Here is a 16438-nt window from a genome sequence, read left to right as displayed (position 1 = left end):
TGAGGTAGGCCCGGATGCTTTTAAGTGTAATTACTGTCGCCTGGCGCAATTACGAAGGGGTGGTGAAGACCTGGCAGTCCCTGGCCCACCTGGCGCAGGCCCCTGAGATCGAGTTCGAATGGATTGTGGTGGACGGCGGCTCTAACGACGGCACCGCGCAGTTCCTGGAAGATCTCAACGGTCAGTACAACCTGCGTTTCGTCAGCGAAAAAGACAACGGCATTTACGATGCGATGAATAAAGGCATTGAAATGGCCAACGGTCGCTTTGCGATTTTTCTGAATTCCGGCGACGTATTTCACCCGTCCGTCGCTGATGTCGCACGTCAGCTGGCCGCCGCGCCGGCAAATGACAATGCGATGTATATTGGCGACGCGCTGCTCGATTTCGGCGACGGCAATAAAATTCGCCGCAGCGCGAAAAGCGGCTGGTATATTTACCATAGCCTGCCGGCCAGCCATCAGGCCATTTTCTTCCCGGTTTCCGGGCTTAAAAAGTACCCCTACGATCTGCAATATAAAGTCTCATCCGATTACGCGTTAACCGCCAAAATGTATAAATCCGGCTACGGCTTTAAAAAGCTGAAAGGGCTGGTGTCAGAATTCTCAATGGGCGGCGTGTCAACCTCGAATAATCTGGAATTATGTCAGGACGCTAAAAAAGTTCAGCGCAACATATTACGGGTTCCTGGAATATTAACAGAACTTTCTTATTTATTACGCATGCGTACGACCGGAAAAGCTAAGGCGCTGTATAACAAAGCATAAAGCCTGGCCATAAGGAAAGCATATGCAAGATTTAAGCGGATTCTCGGTGCCGAAAGGCTTCCGGGGCGGGCACCCTATTAAGGTTCAACTGTGGTGGGCGGTTCAGGCGACGCTGTTTGCCTGGTCTCCGCAAATATTATATCGCTGGCGCGCCTTTTTATTACGGTTATTTGGCGCGCGAATTGGCAAAGGCGTGGTGATTCGCCCTTCGGTGCAAATTACCTACCCGTGGAAATTAACCATCGGCGATTACGCCTGGGTCGGGGATGACGCGGTGCTGTACACGCTCGGGGATATCACCATCGGCGCCAACGCCGTGGTGTCGCAGAAATGCTACCTGTGCACCGGCAGCCACGACTACATGAGCCCGCATTTTGATATTACCGCCGAGCCGATTGTGATTGGCGAGAAAGCCTGGCTTGCGACGGATGTGTTTGTCGCGCCGGGCGTCACCATCGGCGCAGGCACGGTGGTCGGCGCGCGCAGCAGCGTGTTTAAGACGCTGCCGCCGAACAAGATTTGTCGTGGCAATCCGGCGCAGATCGTTCGCGACCGGGTGGAAGGGGAGTAACGCTTCACGCCACACCGATTTCCCCTCTCAAGCCGAGAGGGTTTGGGAAAGGGGAGCAGGACACTGATCCCTGAATTAACAAACGGCCTGGTGAGCCAGGCAAAGTCCGATTTAAACAGAGGAAAAACAAATTATGAGTAAAGTTGCTCTCATTACCGGCGTAACCGGACAAGATGGCTCCTATCTGGCTGAGTTTCTGCTTGAGAAAGGTTATGAAGTCCACGGCATCAAACGCCGCGCGTCTTCCTTCAATACCGAGCGTGTTGACCATATCTACCAGGATCCGCACAGCAGCAACCCGAAATTCCACCTGCACTATGGCGACCTGACCGATACCTCCAACCTGACCCGTATCCTGCAGGAAGTGCAGCCGGACGAAGTGTACAACCTGGGCGCGATGAGCCACGTAGCGGTCTCCTTCGAATCCCCGGAATATACCGCAGACGTAGACGCCATGGGCACCCTGCGCCTGCTGGAAGCGATCCGCTTCCTGGGTCTGGAGAAGAAAACCCGTTTCTATCAGGCGTCCACCTCTGAGCTGTATGGCCTGGTGCAGGAAATCCCGCAGAAAGAAACCACCCCGTTCTACCCGCGCTCTCCGTATGCGGTCGCGAAACTTTACGCTTACTGGATCACCGTAAACTACCGTGAATCCTACGGCATGTACGCGTGCAACGGCATTCTGTTCAACCACGAATCCCCGCGCCGCGGCGAAACCTTCGTCACCCGCAAAATCACCCGCGCTATCGCCAACATCGCACAGGGTCTGGAATCCTGCCTGCATCTGGGCAACATGGACTCCCTGCGTGACTGGGGCCATGCCAAAGACTACGTGAAAATGCAGTGGATGATGCTGCAGCAGGAACAGCCGGAAGATTTCGTTATCGCGACCGGCGTGCAGTACTCCGTACGTCAGTTCGTCGAAATGGCGGCCGCACAGCTGGGTATCAAACTGCGCTTTGAAGGCAAAGGCGTGGAAGAGAAAGGCATCGTGGTTTCCGTAACCGGCCATGACGCACCGGGCGTGAAACCGGGCGACGTGATCGTTCAGGTTGATCCGCGTTACTTCCGTCCTGCTGAAGTGGAAACCCTGCTGGGCGACCCGACCAAAGCGCACGAAAAACTGGGCTGGAAACCGGAAATCACCCTGCAGGAAATGGTCTCTGAAATGGTCGCGAAAGATCTCGAAGCCGCGAAGAAACACTCGCTGCTGAAATCTCACGGCTACGAGGTTGCCATCGCGCTGGAGTCCTGAGCATGAAAAAGCAACGTATTTTTGTGGCCGGCCATCGCGGGATGGTGGGGTCGGCCATCGTTCGCCAGCTTGAGCAGCGCGACGATGTCGAGCTGGTGCTCAAAGGACGCGACGAGCTGAACCTGCTGGAAAGCGCGGCGGTGAACGCGTTCTTTGCGGACGCCGCGCTGGATCAGGTTTACCTGGCGGCGGCGAAGGTGGGCGGCATTGTCGCCAACAACACCTACCCGGCGGACTTCATCTACGAAAATATGATGATTGAGAGCAACATCATTCACGCGGCGCATCTGCACAACGTGAACAAGCTGTTGTTCCTCGGATCGTCGTGCATCTATCCGAAACTGGCGAATCAGCCGATTGCGGAAAGCGAACTGTTGCAGGGCACGCTGGAGCCCACCAACGAGCCGTACGCCATCGCCAAAATCGCGGGCATCAAGCTGTGCGAGTCCTACAACCGCCAGCATAACCGCGATTACCGCTCGGTGATGCCGACCAACCTGTACGGGCCGCACGATAACTTCCACCCGAGCAACTCGCACGTTATCCCGGCATTGCTGCGCCGCTTCCACGAAGCGACTCAGGAAAACGCCGCGGACGTGGTGGTGTGGGGCAGCGGCACGCCGATGCGTGAATTCCTGCATGTGGATGACATGGCCGCCGCCAGCATTCATGTGATGGAGCTGGATCGCGAGGTGTGGCAGGAGAACACCGAGCCGATGCTGTCGCACATCAACGTGGGCACCGGGGTGGATTGCACTATCCGCGAGCTGGCGCAGACCATCGCCAAAGTGGTGGGCTACAAAGGCCGCGTGGTGTTTGACGCCTCTAAACCGGACGGTACGCCGCGCAAGCTGCTCGACGTCACCCGTCTGCACTCACTGGGCTGGTATCACGAGATTTCACTGGAGGCGGGCCTTGCCAGCACTTACCAGTGGTTCCTTGAAAACCAGCATCGTTTCCGGGGGTAAGGATGTTTTTAAGTCAGGAAGATTTTGCCACCGTGGTGCGCTCCACGCCGCTTATCTCCATCGATCTGATTGTCGAGAACGAGCAGGGGGAGTTCCTGCTCGGTCATCGCACCAACCGTCCGGCGCAGGGCTTCTGGTTCGTGCCAGGCGGTCGGGTTCAGAAAGATGAGCCGCTGGCGCAGGCGTTTGAACGCCTGACGCAGGCGGAGCTTGGCAAACGCTTTTCGATGCCGGAGGGAGAGTTTTACGGCGTCTGGCAGCACTTCTATGACGACAACTTCTCCGGGACCGACTTCACCACGCATTACATCGTGCTGGGTTTTCGACTGCGCGTAAACGCGGATGAGCTCAACCTGCCCAAAGAGCAGCACGAAGCTTACCGCTGGCAGTCGCCCGCCTCGATTGTGGCGAGTGAAGATGTGCACGACAACAGCCGCGCCTATTTCATGGCTGAACGTTTTGCCGGAGTGCCGGGCTTATGAAAATCCTGGTTTACGGCATCAACTACTCGCCGGAGCTGACCGGTATCGGTAAGTACACCGGCGAGATGGTGGAATGGATGGCCCGTCAGGGCCATGAGGTGCGGGTCATTACCGCACCGCCTTACTACCCGGCCTGGAAAGTGGGGGAGAACTACTCCTCCTGGCGCTGGCGCAAAGAGCAGGGCGCCGCCACGGTGTGGCGCTGCCCGCTTTATGTCCCGAAACAGCCTTCTACGTTAAAACGCCTGATCCATCTCGGCAGCTTTGCGGCGAGTTCGTTCTTTCCGCTGCTGGCCCAGCGTCGCTGGAAGCCGGATCGCATCATCGGTGTCGTGCCAACGCTGTTCTGCACGCCGGGCATGCGCCTGCTGGCGAAGCTCTCCGGCGCCAAAACCGTGTTGCACATTCAGGATTACGAAGTGGACGCCATGCTCGGCCTTGGCATGGCGGGCCGCGGCAAGGGGGGCAAAATCGCCCGTCTCGCCAGCCGCTTTGAACGCAGCGGTCTGCATAACGTCGATAACGTCTCGACCATTTCGCGCTCGATGATGAACAAAGCCAAAGAAAAAGGGGTTCCCCCTGAGCGCGTGATCTTTTTCCCGAACTGGTCCGAAGTGGCGCGGTTTCGGGAGGTGAAAGCCGAAGAGGTTGAGGCGCTGCGCAGCCAGCTTGGCCTGCCTGCGGATAAAAAAATCATCCTCTACTCCGGCAACATCGGGGAGAAACAGGGGCTGGAGAGCGCCATTGACGTGGCGGCTAGGTTTACCGACCAGCCGTGGATTTTCGCGATTGTCGGCCAGGGCGGCGGTAAAGCGCGCCTTGAGAAGATGGTCGCAGAGCGGGGGCTTGCGAACGTGAAGTTCTTCCCGCTGCAACCTTATGAAGCGCTCCCGGCGCTGCTGAAGATGGCGGATTGCCATCTGGTGATCCAGAAGCGCGGCGCGGCCGACGCGGTCCTGCCGTCGAAGCTCACCAATATTCTGGCGGTGGGCGGCAACGCGGTGATCACCGCCGAGGCCGACACCGAGCTTGGACAGCTCTGTATTGAAGAGCCGGGCATCGCCGTCTGCGTAGAGCCAGAGTCGGTTGACGCGCTGGCAGAAGGGATCGTCAGCGCACTGGCGCTTCCCAAAGACAACACGGTGGCACGTGAATATGCCGAACGCACGCTCGAAAAAGAGAACGTGTTAAGCCAATTTATCGCTGATATTCGGGGTTAAGCCATGAGTCAGTCAAAACTCTTTCCGGTAATTATGGCAGGCGGCTCCGGCAGCCGTCTGTGGCCGCTTTCCCGCGTGCTTTACCCAAAACAGTTCCTCTGCCTGAAAGGGGATCTGACAATGCTTCAGACCACCGTCTGCCGCTTAAACGGCGTGCAGTGCGAAAGCCCGGTGGTTATCTGTAACGAACAGCATCGCTTTATCGTCGCCGAGCAGCTGCGCCAGCTCAACAAGCTGACCGAAAACATCATCCTGGAGCCTGCCGGTCGCAACACCGCGCCGGCTATCGCGCTGGCGGCGCTGGCGGCGAAACGCAACAGCCCGGAGACCGATCCGCTAATGCTGGTGCTGGCGGCTGACCATGTGATTCAGGACGAAGACGCGTTTCGCAATGCCGTGCGCGCCGCGATGCCGTTCGCCGAGAGCGGCAAGCTGGTCACCTTCGGCATCGTACCGAACCTGCCGGAAACCGGCTACGGCTACATCCGCCGCGGCGAAGTCTCCAACCCGGACGTGGCGGTGGACGCCGTCGCCTTCAGCGTCGCCCAGTTCGTCGAAAAACCGAATCAGGAGACCGCGCAGTCCTACGTCAACAGCGGCGAATATTACTGGAACAGCGGCATGTTCCTGTTCCGCGCTGGTCGTTACCTGGAAGAGCTCGCGAAATACCGCCCGGATATCCTGGACGCCTGCGAAAAAGCCATGAGCACCGTTGACCCGGATCTCGATTTTATCCGCGTCGATGAAGAAGCGTTCCTGGCCTGCCCGGAAGAGTCCATCGACTACGCGGTGATGGAAAAAACCGCCGACGCGGTGGTGGTGCCGATGGACGCGGGCTGGAGCGATGTCGGCTCGTGGTCGTCGCTCTGGGAAATCTCTAACCATTCGCCGGAAGGCAACGTGCATCACGGCGACGTGATTTCGCACAACACCGAAAACAGCTACGTCTATGCCGAGTCTGGTCTTGTGACCACCGTTGGCGTGAAAGATCTCGTGGTGGTGCAGACCAAAGACGCCGTGCTGATCGCCGACCGTAACCACGTCCAGGACGTGAAAAAAGTGGTCGAGAAAATCAAAGCCGACGGCCGTCACGAACACCACATTCACCGCGAAGTGTACCGTCCGTGGGGCAAATATGACTCCATCGATCAGGGCGAACGCTACCAGGTGAAACGCATCACCGTGAAGCCGGGCGAAGGGCTGTCGTTGCAGATGCATCACCACCGCGCCGAGCACTGGATTGTGGTGGCGGGCACCGCGAAGGTGACCATTAACGACGAGGTGAAACTGGTGGGTGAGAACGAATCGGTCTACATCCCGCTGGGCGCGACGCACTGCCTGGAAAACCCCGGCAAGATCCCGCTCGACCTGATTGAAGTGCGCTCCGGCACCTATCTGGAAGAAGACGATGTGATCCGCTTCGCCGACCGTTACGGCCGGGTGTGAGGCGCAGGCATCCTGCGCATTTTTCCGACAAAAAAGAGAACCCAAGAGATAAAAAATGGAAAAGTTAACCTGTTTCAAAGCCTACGACATTCGTGGGCGTCTGGGCGAAGAGTTAAATGAAGATATCGCGTGGCGTATCGGCCGCGCCTATGGCGAGTTCCTGAAACCGAAAACCATTGTGCTCGGCGGCGATGTGCGTCTGACCAGCGAAGCGCTGAAGCTGGCGCTGGCGAAAGGGTTGCAGGACGCGGGCGTCGACGTGCTGGATATCGGCCTGTCCGGCACCGAAGAAATTTACTTCGCGACGTTCCATCTGGGCGTGGACGGCGGCATTGAAGTGACCGCGAGCCACAACCCGATGGACTACAACGGCATGAAGCTGGTTCGCGAAGGCGCGCGCCCGATTAGCGGCGATACCGGCCTGCGCGACGTGCAGCGTCTTGCCGAAGCGAACGACTTCCCGCCGGTGAATGAAGCCGCCCGCGGCAGCTACAAAAAAATCGACCTGCGCGACGCCTATATCGATCACCTGCTCGGTTACATCGACGTGAAAAACCTCACGCCGCTGAAGCTTGTGATTAACTCCGGCAACGGCGCAGCCGGCCCGGTGGTGGACGCCATCGAAGCGCGCTTTAAGGCGCTGAACGTGCCGGTGCAGTTCATTAAGGTTCACAACACCCCGGACGGCAACTTCCCGAACGGTATTCCTAACCCGCTGCTGCCGGAGTGCCGCGACGACACCCGCAACGCGGTTATCGAACATGGCGCGGATATGGGCATCGCCTTTGACGGCGATTTCGACCGCTGCTTCCTGTTCGACGAAACCGGGCAGTTTATCGAGGGCTACTACATTGTCGGTCTGCTGGCCGAAGCGTTCCTCGAAAAACACCCCGGCGCGAAGATCATTCACGATCCGCGTCTGTCCTGGAACACCGTTGACGTGGTGCAGGGCGCGGGCGGCACGCCGGTCATGTCGAAAACCGGTCATGCGTTTATCAAAGAGCGTATGCGCCAGGAAGACGCCATCTACGGCGGCGAAATGAGCGCGCATCACTACTTCCGCGATTTCGCCTACTGCGACAGCGGCATGATCCCGTGGCTGCTGGTGGCCGAGCTGCTGTGCCTGAAAGGCCAGTCCCTGGGCGAGCTGGTGCGCGACCGTATGGCGGCGTTCCCGGCGAGCGGCGAAATCAACAGCAAACTGGCGCAGCCGGCTGTCGCCATTAAACGTGTGGAAGATCACTTCGCGCCGCAGGCGAAAGGGATCGACCGCACCGACGGTATCAGCATGGATTTCGGCGAGTGGCGCTTTAACCTGCGCTCGTCCAACACCGAGCCGGTCGTGCGCCTGAATGTGGAATCGCGCGCGGATACGGAACTGATGCAGGCGAAAACCCAGGAAATCCTTGCGTTGCTGAATCAGTAAAACGGCGCGGCCGCCCGGCGTCGCCGCACACCGCGACGCTTACGCCCCGCAGGCTTCGGCCTGCCGGGCAGGGCAGCCGCTTAACTGCGCCTTACGGCGCCTGAAGGTACGACGATGACAAATCTAAAAAAGCGCGAACGAGCCAAAACGAATGCATCGTTAATCTCTCTGGTGCAACGATTCTCCGACATAACCATTATGTTCGTCGGACTGTGGGTGGTGTGCAGGATCAATGAGCTGCCGTTTTTCTACATGCATCTGCTGATGGCCCTGACCACCCTCGTTGTGTTCCAGATGATTGGCGGGATCACCGATTTTTACCGCTCCTGGCGCGGCGTCAAAATCTCTACCGAACTGCTGCTGCTGTTGCAGAACTGGACCATGAGCCTGGTGTTCAGCGCCGGTCTGATGGCCTTTAACCCCGATTTCGACAGCCCGGTGCGCGTGTTCTTCGCCTGGTATCTGCTGACCGGCGCTGGCATGGTGATGTGCCGTTCGGCGATTCGCTTCGGCGCAGGCTGGCTGCGTAATCGCGGTTATAACACCCGCCGCGTGGCGATTGCGGGCGCGCAGCCGGTAGGCCAGCAGCTTGCCGAGAGCTTTCGTAACGAACCCTGGCTGGGGTTTGAGGTTGTCGGCATTTACCACGATCCGGAACCGGGCGGCGTGCCGACCGGCTGGGCGGGCAACCTTGAGCAGCTGGTGGAAGACGCCCGCGCGGGCAAAATCCATAACGTCTATATCGCGATGTCCATGAGCGAAGAGGCGCAGATGAAGAAACTCGTACGCGAGCTTTCCGATACCACCTGCTCGGTGATGCTGATCCCGGATGTGTTTACGTTCAACATTCTGCACTCGCGTCTCGACGACGTGAATGGCGTGCCGGTGGTGCCGCTGTACGATACGCCGCTCTCCGGCATCAACCGCGTGCTGAAACGCCTGGAAGATATCGTGCTGGCGTCCATGATCCTGCTGCTGATTTCGCCGGTGCTGTGCTGTATCGCGGTTGCCGTGAAGCTCAGCTCGCCAGGCCCGATTATCTTCCGCCAGACCCGCTACGGCATGGACGGCAAGCCGATTATGGTGTGGAAGTTCCGCTCCATGCGCGTGATGGAAAACGACAAAGTGGTGAAGCAGGCGACCCAGAACGACCCGCGCGTCACCAAAGTGGGCAACTTCCTGCGCCGCACCTCGCTTGATGAACTGCCGCAGTTTATCAACGTGCTGACCGGCGAGATGTCGATTGTCGGCCCGCGTCCGCACGCGGTGGCGCATAACGAGCAGTATCGCGCGCTGATTCAGGGCTACATGCTGCGCCATAAAGTCAAACCGGGCATTACCGGCTGGGCGCAGATCAACGGCTGGCGCGGCGAGACCGATACCCTGGAGAAGATGGAAAAACGCATCGAGTTCGATCTGGAGTACATCCGCGAATGGAGCGTGTGGCTCGATATCAAAATCGTCTTCCTGACCGTGTTCAAAGGCTTTGTTAACAAAGCGGCTTATTAAGGGTAGTGGGTCATGAGCCTTCGCGACAAAACCATTAGCGGCGCCAAGTGGTCCGCCATTTCGACGGTGATTATCATCAGCCTGGGGCTGGTGCAGATGACCATCCTGGCGCGGCTGATGGATGGCCATCAGTTTGGTCTGCTGACCATTAGCCTGGTGATTATTGCGCTGGCCGATACGCTTTCCGATTTCGGGATTGCGAACTCGATTATCCAGCGCAAAACCATCAGCAACCTGGAGCTCACCACGCTCTACTGGCTGAACGTGGGCCTGGGGATTGTGGTCTGCGTCGTGGTGTTTCTGTTAAGCGATCTTATCGCGGGCGTGCTGCACAACCCCGATCTGGCGCCGCTTATCAGAACCCTGGCGTTCGCCTTCGTCGTTATTCCGCACGGCCAGCAGTTTCGCGCGCTGATGCAAAAAGAGCTGGAGTTTAACAAGATTGGCGCCATCGAAACCTTCTCGGTGCTGGCGGGCTTCACCTTTACGGTGGTGTCCGCCCAGTACTGGCCGGTGGCGATGACCGCGATCCTCGGTTATCTGGTCAACACGGCGGTGCGCACCGCGCTGTTCGGGTTCTTCGGGCGTAAGATTTACCGTCCGGGCCTGCATTTCTCGCTCTCGTCGGTCTCCTCGAACCTGAAGTTTGGCGCGTGGCTGACGGCCGACAGCCTGGTGAACTACGTCAATACCAACCTCTCGACGCTGGTGCTGGCGCGCATTCTCGGCGCGGCGGTCGCGGGCGGGTATAACCTCGCGTACAACGTGGCGGTAGTGCCGCCAATGAAGCTCAACCCGATTATCACCCGCGTGCTGTTTCCGGCGTTCGCCAAAATTCAGGATGACATCGACAAGCTGCGCGTGAATTTCTACAAGCTGCTGTCCGTTGTTGGGATCATTAACTTCCCGGCGCTGCTCGGCTTGATGGTGGTCTCGAATAACTTCGTGCCGCTGGTGTTTGGCGAGAAGTGGGTGAGCATTGTGCCGATTCTGCAACTGCTGTGCGTTGTCGGTCTCCTGCGCTCCATTGGCAACCCGATCGGCTCGCTGCTGATGGCGAAAGCGCGCGTGGATATCAGCTTTAAATTCAACGTGTTTAAAACCTTCCTGTTTATTCCGGCGATTGTCGCGGGCGGGCATCTTGGCGGCGCGCTCGGCGTGACGCTCGGCTTCCTGCTGGTGCAGATAATCAACACCGTGCTGAGCTATTTCATCATGATTAAACCGGTGCTGGGCTCCAGCTACCGCGAGTATATCCAGAGCATTCTGCTGCCATTCTGGCTCTCGCTGCCTACGCTTGTGGTCAGCTACGCGCTCGGCGTGGCGCTCAAGGGGCATCTGGCGCTCGCGCCGCTGCTGGCGGTGCAGATTGCCGCAGGCGTACTGGCCTTTGGCGTGACGATTGTACTGTCGCGCAATGCGCTGGTGGTGGAGCTGAAACGCCAGTTTTGCCGCAACGATAAAATGAAAATGCTGCTCCGTGCAGGCTGATCCCGTTAAAAATTATTGATGCGCGAGCCCCGCTGACAGCGTGCGGCGAACAGGGCGAGCGCATATTTCAGAGGTCAACATGAAGTTACTCATTCTTGGCAACCACACCTGCGGAAACCGTGGCGACAGCGCCATCCTGCGCGGTCTTATCGATGCGATAGCGCTTCAGGATCCTTCAGCGGAAGTGGACGTGATGAGCCGCTACCCGGTGAGCTCCGCCTGGCTGCTGGACAGAGAGGTCATGCCTGACCCGCTCTACAAACAGATGAAGCAGTTTAACAACGCGGCGGGCGTGATGGGTCGCGTCAAGAAAGTGCTGCGCCGCCGCTACCAGCACCAGGTGCTGCTCGCCAAAGTGACCGGCAACGGCAAGCTGCGCAATATCTCCCTGCCGCAGGGCTTTACCGATTTCGTCGGCCTGCTTAGCGGTTACGACGCGATTATCCAGGTTGGCGGCTCGTTCTTCGTCGATCTCTACGGCACCCCGCAGTTCGAACACGCGCTCTGCGCCTTTATGGCGAAAAAGCCGCTGTTTATGGTGGGCCACAGCGTCGGGCCGTTCCAGGAGCCGCAGTTTAACCAGCTCGCCAACTATGTGTTCGGCCACTGCGACGCGCTGATCCTGCGCGAAACCGTGAGCCTGGATCTCATGAAAAAAGGCCAGATTGACACTTCGAAAGTGGAGCTGGGCGTCGATACCGCCTGGCTGGTTGAGCATCACAATGACGATTTCGTCGCAAGCTACGCCGTGCAGCACTGGCTGGATGTGGCGGCGCGCGATAAGACCGTGGCGATTACGCTGCGCGAGCTGGCGCCGTTCGACAAACGTCTCGGCACTACCCAGCAGGCCTACGAGCAGGCTTTCGCGAATGTGGTGAACCGCATTATCGACGAAGGCTATCAGGTGCTGGCGCTCTCCACCTGCACCGGCATCGACAGCTACAACAAAGATGACCGCATGGTGGCGCTGAATCTCAGCAAGCTGGTGAAAGATCCGTCGCGCTTCCATGTGGTGATGGATGAACTGAACGATCTCGAAATGGGCAAAATCCTCGGCGCGTGCGAACTGACCGTCGGCACCCGTCTGCACTCGGCGATTATCTCAATGAACTTCGGGACGCCGGCGATTGCCATTAACTACGAACACAAATCCGCGGGCATCATGCAGCAGCTCGGCATGCCGGAGATGGCGATTGAGATCCGCCACCTGCTGGACGGCTCGTTGCAGTCGATGGTGGGCGACACGCTCGGTCAGCTGCCGGCGATTAACGAACGCCTCGCTACGGCGGTCGCCGCCGAGCGCGAAAAAGGCCATCAGATGGTGAAATCCGTGCTGATGCGCGCGGGAGGAGCCCGATGAAAGTCAGCTTCTTTCTGCTGAAATTCCCGGTCGCTTCCGAAACGTTCGTCCTGAACCAGATAGTCGGCTTTATCAACATGGGGTATGAGGTGGAGATCGTCTCGCTGCAGAAGGGCGATCTGAAAAACACCCATGCCGCGTACACCGAGTACAACCTGGCGCAGAAAACCCGTTTTCTGCTGGAAGAACCGGAAGGCAAAGCCGCGAAACTTAAATATCGCGCCAGCCATACCGCCCGCGGGCTGTTTAACGCCCGCACCTGGCGGGCGCTCAACATGGCGCGCTACGGCGACGAGGCGCGCAACCTGATCCTCTCTGCCATTTGCGGACGCGTGCCTGGCACGCTGAAGGCCGATGTGTTTATCGCGCATTTTGGCCCGGCGGGCGTGACCGCCGCCAAGCTTCGCGAACTGGGCGTGCTGGACGGCAAAATCGCCACCGTGTTCCACGGCATCGATGTGTCGCACCGTGAAGTGCTGACGCGCTACACGCCGGAGTATCAGCAGCTGTTTCGCCGCGGCGATTTGATGCTGCCGATTAGCGAACTGTGGGCCGCACGCCTGAAGGCGATGGGCTGCCCGCAGGAGAAAATCGCCGTCTCGCGCATGGGCGTGGACATGGAGAAATTCTCGCTGCGCCCGCTCAAGCAGCCGGGCACGCCGCTGGAGATTATCTCCGTGGCGCGTCTGACCGAGAAAAAAGGGCTGCATGTGGCGATCGAGGCCTGCCGTCTGCTGAAGGGCCGCGGCGTGGACTTTCGTTACAACATCCTGGGCACCGGGCCGTGGGAGCGCCGTCTGCATACGCTGATTGAGCAATATGGTCTTGAGGACTGCGTCTTTATGCCGGGCTTTAAGCCCAGCCATGAAGTGAAAGCGATGCTCGACGAAGCCGATCTGTTCCTGCTGCCTTCCGTCACCGGCGTGGATGGCGATATGGAAGGCATCCCGGTCGCGCTGATGGAGGCGATGGCCGTGGGCATTCCGGTTATCTCCACGCTGCACAGCGGCATTCCGGAGCTTATCGATGCCGAAAAATCGGGCTGGCTGGTGCCGGAAAACGACGCGCACGCGCTGGCGGACAAGCTTCAGGCCTTTGCGCAAATCGACGAGCAGACGCTGCGCCCGATGCTGACCCGCGCCCGTGAAAAAGTGGAAACCGAGTTTAACCAGCAGCGCATCTACCGTGAACTCGCGGGCCTGCTGCAAACCCTGTAACCCGAGGTTTTATGCGTAAAATCATGTCGTCCGGGCGTCTTTCCCGCCGGACTTTCGTGCAGGCCGGCGCCGCTGCGGCGCTGATGCCGCTGCTGCACAGCCGCGCCGCCCGTGCCGTTACCGGCGGCAAGACCGTGAATGTCGCTGACTTCTACAAGGACAACTGGCCGCAGGCGTTTAAGCTGGCTTTTAATGAAGCGCAGACAGTGGAAGTGCCCGAAAGCCTCACCTGCGACAACATTAACAGCCCGGTGTTTATGCCGGCCGGGAAAACCCTGCGGGTGCTCGGCGCGCTTAAGGGCAACGGCAAAGGGCGCTTTATTCTCCAGGACGGCTGCCAGATCCTGGGCGAGAAAAAAGGGCGCCTGCATAACATCATCCTCGACGTGCGCGGCTCGCAGGTGGCGATTAAAGGCATCGAGATGAGCGGCTTCGGCCCGGTGATGCAGATTTACATCGGCGGCAAAAAGCCGCAGAAGATGCAGGATCTCGTGATCGACGATATCTACATCCACGACGCCAATTACGGCATTCTGCGCCAGGGCTTTCATAACGAACTGCGCAATGTGCGGATCACTAACGGACGCTTTGAACGGCTCCAGGGCGACGCCATTGAATGGAACGTGGCGATTAATGATTCAGAGCTTCTCATCTCCGACCATGTCCTTGACCAGATCAACTGCACCAACGGCAAAATCAACTGGGGTATCGGCATCGGTCTTGCGGGCAGCACCTACGATAACGCCTACCCGGAAAGCCAGGCGGTGAAGAACTTCGTGGTGGCGAACATCACTGGCAGCAACTGCCGCCAGCTGGTGCATGTGGAGAACGGCAAACATTTCGTCATCCGTAATGTGAAAGCGAAAAACATCACGCCAGACTTCAGTAAGACCGCGGGCATCGATAACGCGACGGTCGCGATTTACGGCTGCGATAACTTTCTCATCGATAACATCAATATGGTGAACAGCGCCGGAATGCTGATCGGCTACGGCGTTATCAAAGGCAATTACCTGTCGATTCCGCAGAACTTCAAGCTGAACAACATCTTCATGGATAACCGCACCCTGCCTTATAAGCTGCGCGGGATCCAGATCTCCTCCGGTAACGCCACCTCGTTCGTCTCTATCACCAACTTAGATATGAAGCGCGCCACGCTTGAGCTGAACAACAAGCCGCAGCACCTGTTTGTGCGTAACGTGAAAGTGATGCAGGAGTCGTCCGTCGGCCCGGCGCTGAAGATGCGCTTTGATCTGCGCAAAGATGTGCGCGGCCGCTTTATGGCCAAAGACGATACGCTGCTGTCGCTCGCGAACATCCAGGCGGTGAACGAGAAAGGGCAGAGTTCAGTCGACATTGACCGGGTGGATCATCAGCACGTGAACACGGAAATGCTGAATTTTGCGCTGCCGACGCGGATCACAAAATGATTGCCCGGACTTTACGAATTATCCTGGCGATTAACGGTATGAATTCATAGAAGGTATAACCACTTTCCCTGAGAGTCGCAGGGCTATGGCGCTTACGCCATGGAGAAATTCATACTGGCTTATGTCCGGTAAACGACTATAATTCATCAACCTTTTGAGGTGGGAGAGAAAATGATTAATTTAAAAGCAGTCATCCCGGTAGCCGGGCTCGGCATGCATATGCTGCCAGCCACTAAGGCTATTCCGAAGGAAATGCTACCTATCGTCGATAAGCCAATGATTCAGTATATTGTCGACGAAATCGTAGCGGCGGGAATCAAGGAAATTGTGCTGGTTACCCACTCCTCCAAGAACGCGGTTGAGAACCACTTCGACACCTCTTACGAACTCGAAGCGCTGCTCGAACAGCGTGTGAAGCGCCAGTTGCTTGCGGAAGTGCAGTCCATCTGCCCGCCGGGCGTGACCATCATGAACGTGCGCCAGGCGCAGCCGCTGGGCCTTGGTCACTCGATCCTGTGTGCCCGCCCGATTATTGGCGATAACCCGTTTGTGGTCGTACTGCCGGATGTTATTATTGACGCCGCCTCTGCTGACCCGCTGCGTTATAACCTGGCCGCTATGATTGCCCGCTTCCAGGAAAATGGCCGCAGCCAGGTACTGGCGAAACGTATGGCAGGCGATCTCTCTGAATACTCCGTGATCACCACTCAGGATCCGTTGGATACCGAAGGTAAAATCAGCCGCATCGTCGACTTCATTGAGAAACCGGATCAGCCGCAGACGCTGAATTCCGATCTGATGGCGGTCGGGCGTTATGTGCTGTCCGCGGATGTCTGGGAAGAGCTCGCGAAAACCGAGCCGGGCGCCTGGGGACGTATTCAGCTGACTGACGCCATCGCGCGCCTTAACGAGAATCAGCCTGTTGAAGCGATGCTGATGACCGGCGAAAGCTATGATTGCGGCAAAAAAATGGGTTACATGAAGGCGTTCGTCAACTACGGCCTGCGTAATCTGAAAGAAGGGCAGAAGTTCCGCGAAAGCATCAAGAAGCTGCTGGCGTAAGCCAGCCGCGTTGCGCAGAACGCTATACAGGCAGGATAGCCTTTGATAAAACGGCAGTTGAGCATTCGGGTTGATAAGCATTTATACTCGACGGACTCGCTGCCGTTTTGTTTTTTTTGTGTTTAGTTTTATATAACTTAATGTTAAAAAATCTGATTAATACTCAGATGCCAAAAAGTATAAGCTGTTAACATCAGTTGTCTGGTAGCTGTCGAGCCAGGGGCGGTAGCATGC

At 57.9% G+C, this 16438-nt stretch carries 14 protein-coding genes; all 14 read left to right on the top strand.

Going from position 1 to position 16438, the window contains the following annotated elements; translation table 11 throughout:
* The first annotated feature begins 14 nt into the window (after positions 1-14).
* The 14 genes from wcaE (at position 15) to galF (ending at position 16204) form a co-directional block, all read left to right on the top strand.
* On the top strand, positions 15-767 hold the full coding sequence (wcaE, locus tag AFK65_RS12890; RefSeq protein ID WP_007699457.1) for a colanic acid biosynthesis glycosyltransferase WcaE: 753 nt from the start codon (positions 15-17) through the stop codon (positions 765-767).
* A gap of 22 nt (positions 768-789) precedes the next feature.
* A complete protein-coding gene (wcaF, locus tag AFK65_RS12885; protein ID WP_007699455.1) occupies positions 790-1338 on the top strand; it encodes a colanic acid biosynthesis acetyltransferase WcaF in 549 nt (182 codons plus the stop codon).
* Positions 1339-1471: 133 nt separating this feature from the next.
* Positions 1472-2593 carry a GDP-mannose 4,6-dehydratase gene (gene gmd / locus AFK65_RS12880; protein WP_004386768.1) on the top strand — a complete coding sequence of 374 codons (1122 nt, stop codon included), beginning with the start codon at positions 1472-1474 and terminating at the stop codon, positions 2591-2593.
* Between the two features lie 2 nt (positions 2594-2595).
* Positions 2596-3561, top strand: a complete 966-nt coding sequence (gene fcl, locus AFK65_RS12875) for a GDP-L-fucose synthase (RefSeq protein ID WP_007699453.1) — start codon at positions 2596-2598, stop codon at positions 3559-3561.
* A gap of 2 nt (positions 3562-3563) precedes the next feature.
* Entirely contained in the window at positions 3564-4043 is a 480-nt protein-coding gene (locus AFK65_RS12870; RefSeq protein WP_007699452.1) for a GDP-mannose mannosyl hydrolase, read from the top strand.
* Positions 4040-5263: a colanic acid biosynthesis fucosyltransferase WcaI gene (gene wcaI, locus AFK65_RS12865; protein ID WP_038856786.1), complete on the top strand. Its 1224-nt coding sequence runs from the start codon at positions 4040-4042 to the stop codon at positions 5261-5263. Before AFK65_RS12870 ends, wcaI begins: the two co-directional genes overlap by 4 nt.
* 3 nt (positions 5264-5266) lie before the next feature.
* A complete protein-coding gene (cpsB, locus tag AFK65_RS12860) occupies positions 5267-6709 on the top strand; it encodes a mannose-1-phosphate guanyltransferase (RefSeq protein ID WP_032804752.1) in 1443 nt (480 codons plus the stop codon).
* Between the two features lie 55 nt (positions 6710-6764).
* Positions 6765-8135 (top strand): colanic acid biosynthesis phosphomannomutase CpsG, encoded by a 1371-nt coding sequence (gene cpsG / locus AFK65_RS12855; protein WP_038856788.1) that lies wholly within the window; start codon positions 6765-6767, stop codon positions 8133-8135.
* A gap of 114 nt (positions 8136-8249) precedes the next feature.
* Positions 8250-9644, top strand: coding sequence for an undecaprenyl-phosphate glucose phosphotransferase (gene wcaJ, locus AFK65_RS12850; protein ID WP_038856789.1), 1395 nt, complete (start codon positions 8250-8252; stop codon positions 9642-9644).
* Between the two features lie 12 nt (positions 9645-9656).
* Positions 9657-11135, top strand: coding sequence for an MOP flippase family protein (locus tag AFK65_RS12845; RefSeq protein WP_038856790.1), 1479 nt, complete (start codon positions 9657-9659; stop codon positions 11133-11135).
* Positions 11136-11214: 79 nt separating this feature from the next.
* On the top strand, positions 11215-12495 hold the full coding sequence (gene wcaK / locus AFK65_RS12840) for a colanic acid biosynthesis pyruvyl transferase WcaK (protein WP_007699435.1): 1281 nt from the start codon (positions 11215-11217) through the stop codon (positions 12493-12495).
* A complete protein-coding gene (gene wcaL, locus AFK65_RS12835) occupies positions 12492-13712 on the top strand; it encodes a colanic acid biosynthesis glycosyltransferase WcaL (RefSeq protein ID WP_038856791.1) in 1221 nt (406 codons plus the stop codon). The genes wcaK and wcaL overlap by 4 nt, the downstream gene beginning before the upstream one ends.
* An 11-nt stretch (positions 13713-13723) precedes the next feature.
* Positions 13724-15142 carry a colanic acid biosynthesis protein WcaM gene (gene wcaM / locus AFK65_RS12830; RefSeq protein ID WP_038856793.1) on the top strand — a complete coding sequence of 473 codons (1419 nt, stop codon included), beginning with the start codon at positions 13724-13726 and terminating at the stop codon, positions 15140-15142.
* A 171-nt stretch (positions 15143-15313) separates the two neighbouring features.
* The gene (galF, locus tag AFK65_RS12825) at positions 15314-16204 is read left to right on the top strand and encodes a UTP--glucose-1-phosphate uridylyltransferase GalF (RefSeq protein ID WP_007699430.1); all 891 of its coding nucleotides are present in this window, start codon (positions 15314-15316) and stop codon (positions 16202-16204) included.
* Positions 16205-16438 lie beyond the last annotated feature (234 nt).

It is taken from the genome of Cronobacter universalis NCTC 9529 (assembly GCF_001277175.1).
GTDB lineage: Bacteria > Pseudomonadota > Gammaproteobacteria > Enterobacterales > Enterobacteriaceae > Cronobacter > Cronobacter universalis.
This window is presented reverse-complemented; position numbering and strand designations above follow the sequence as displayed.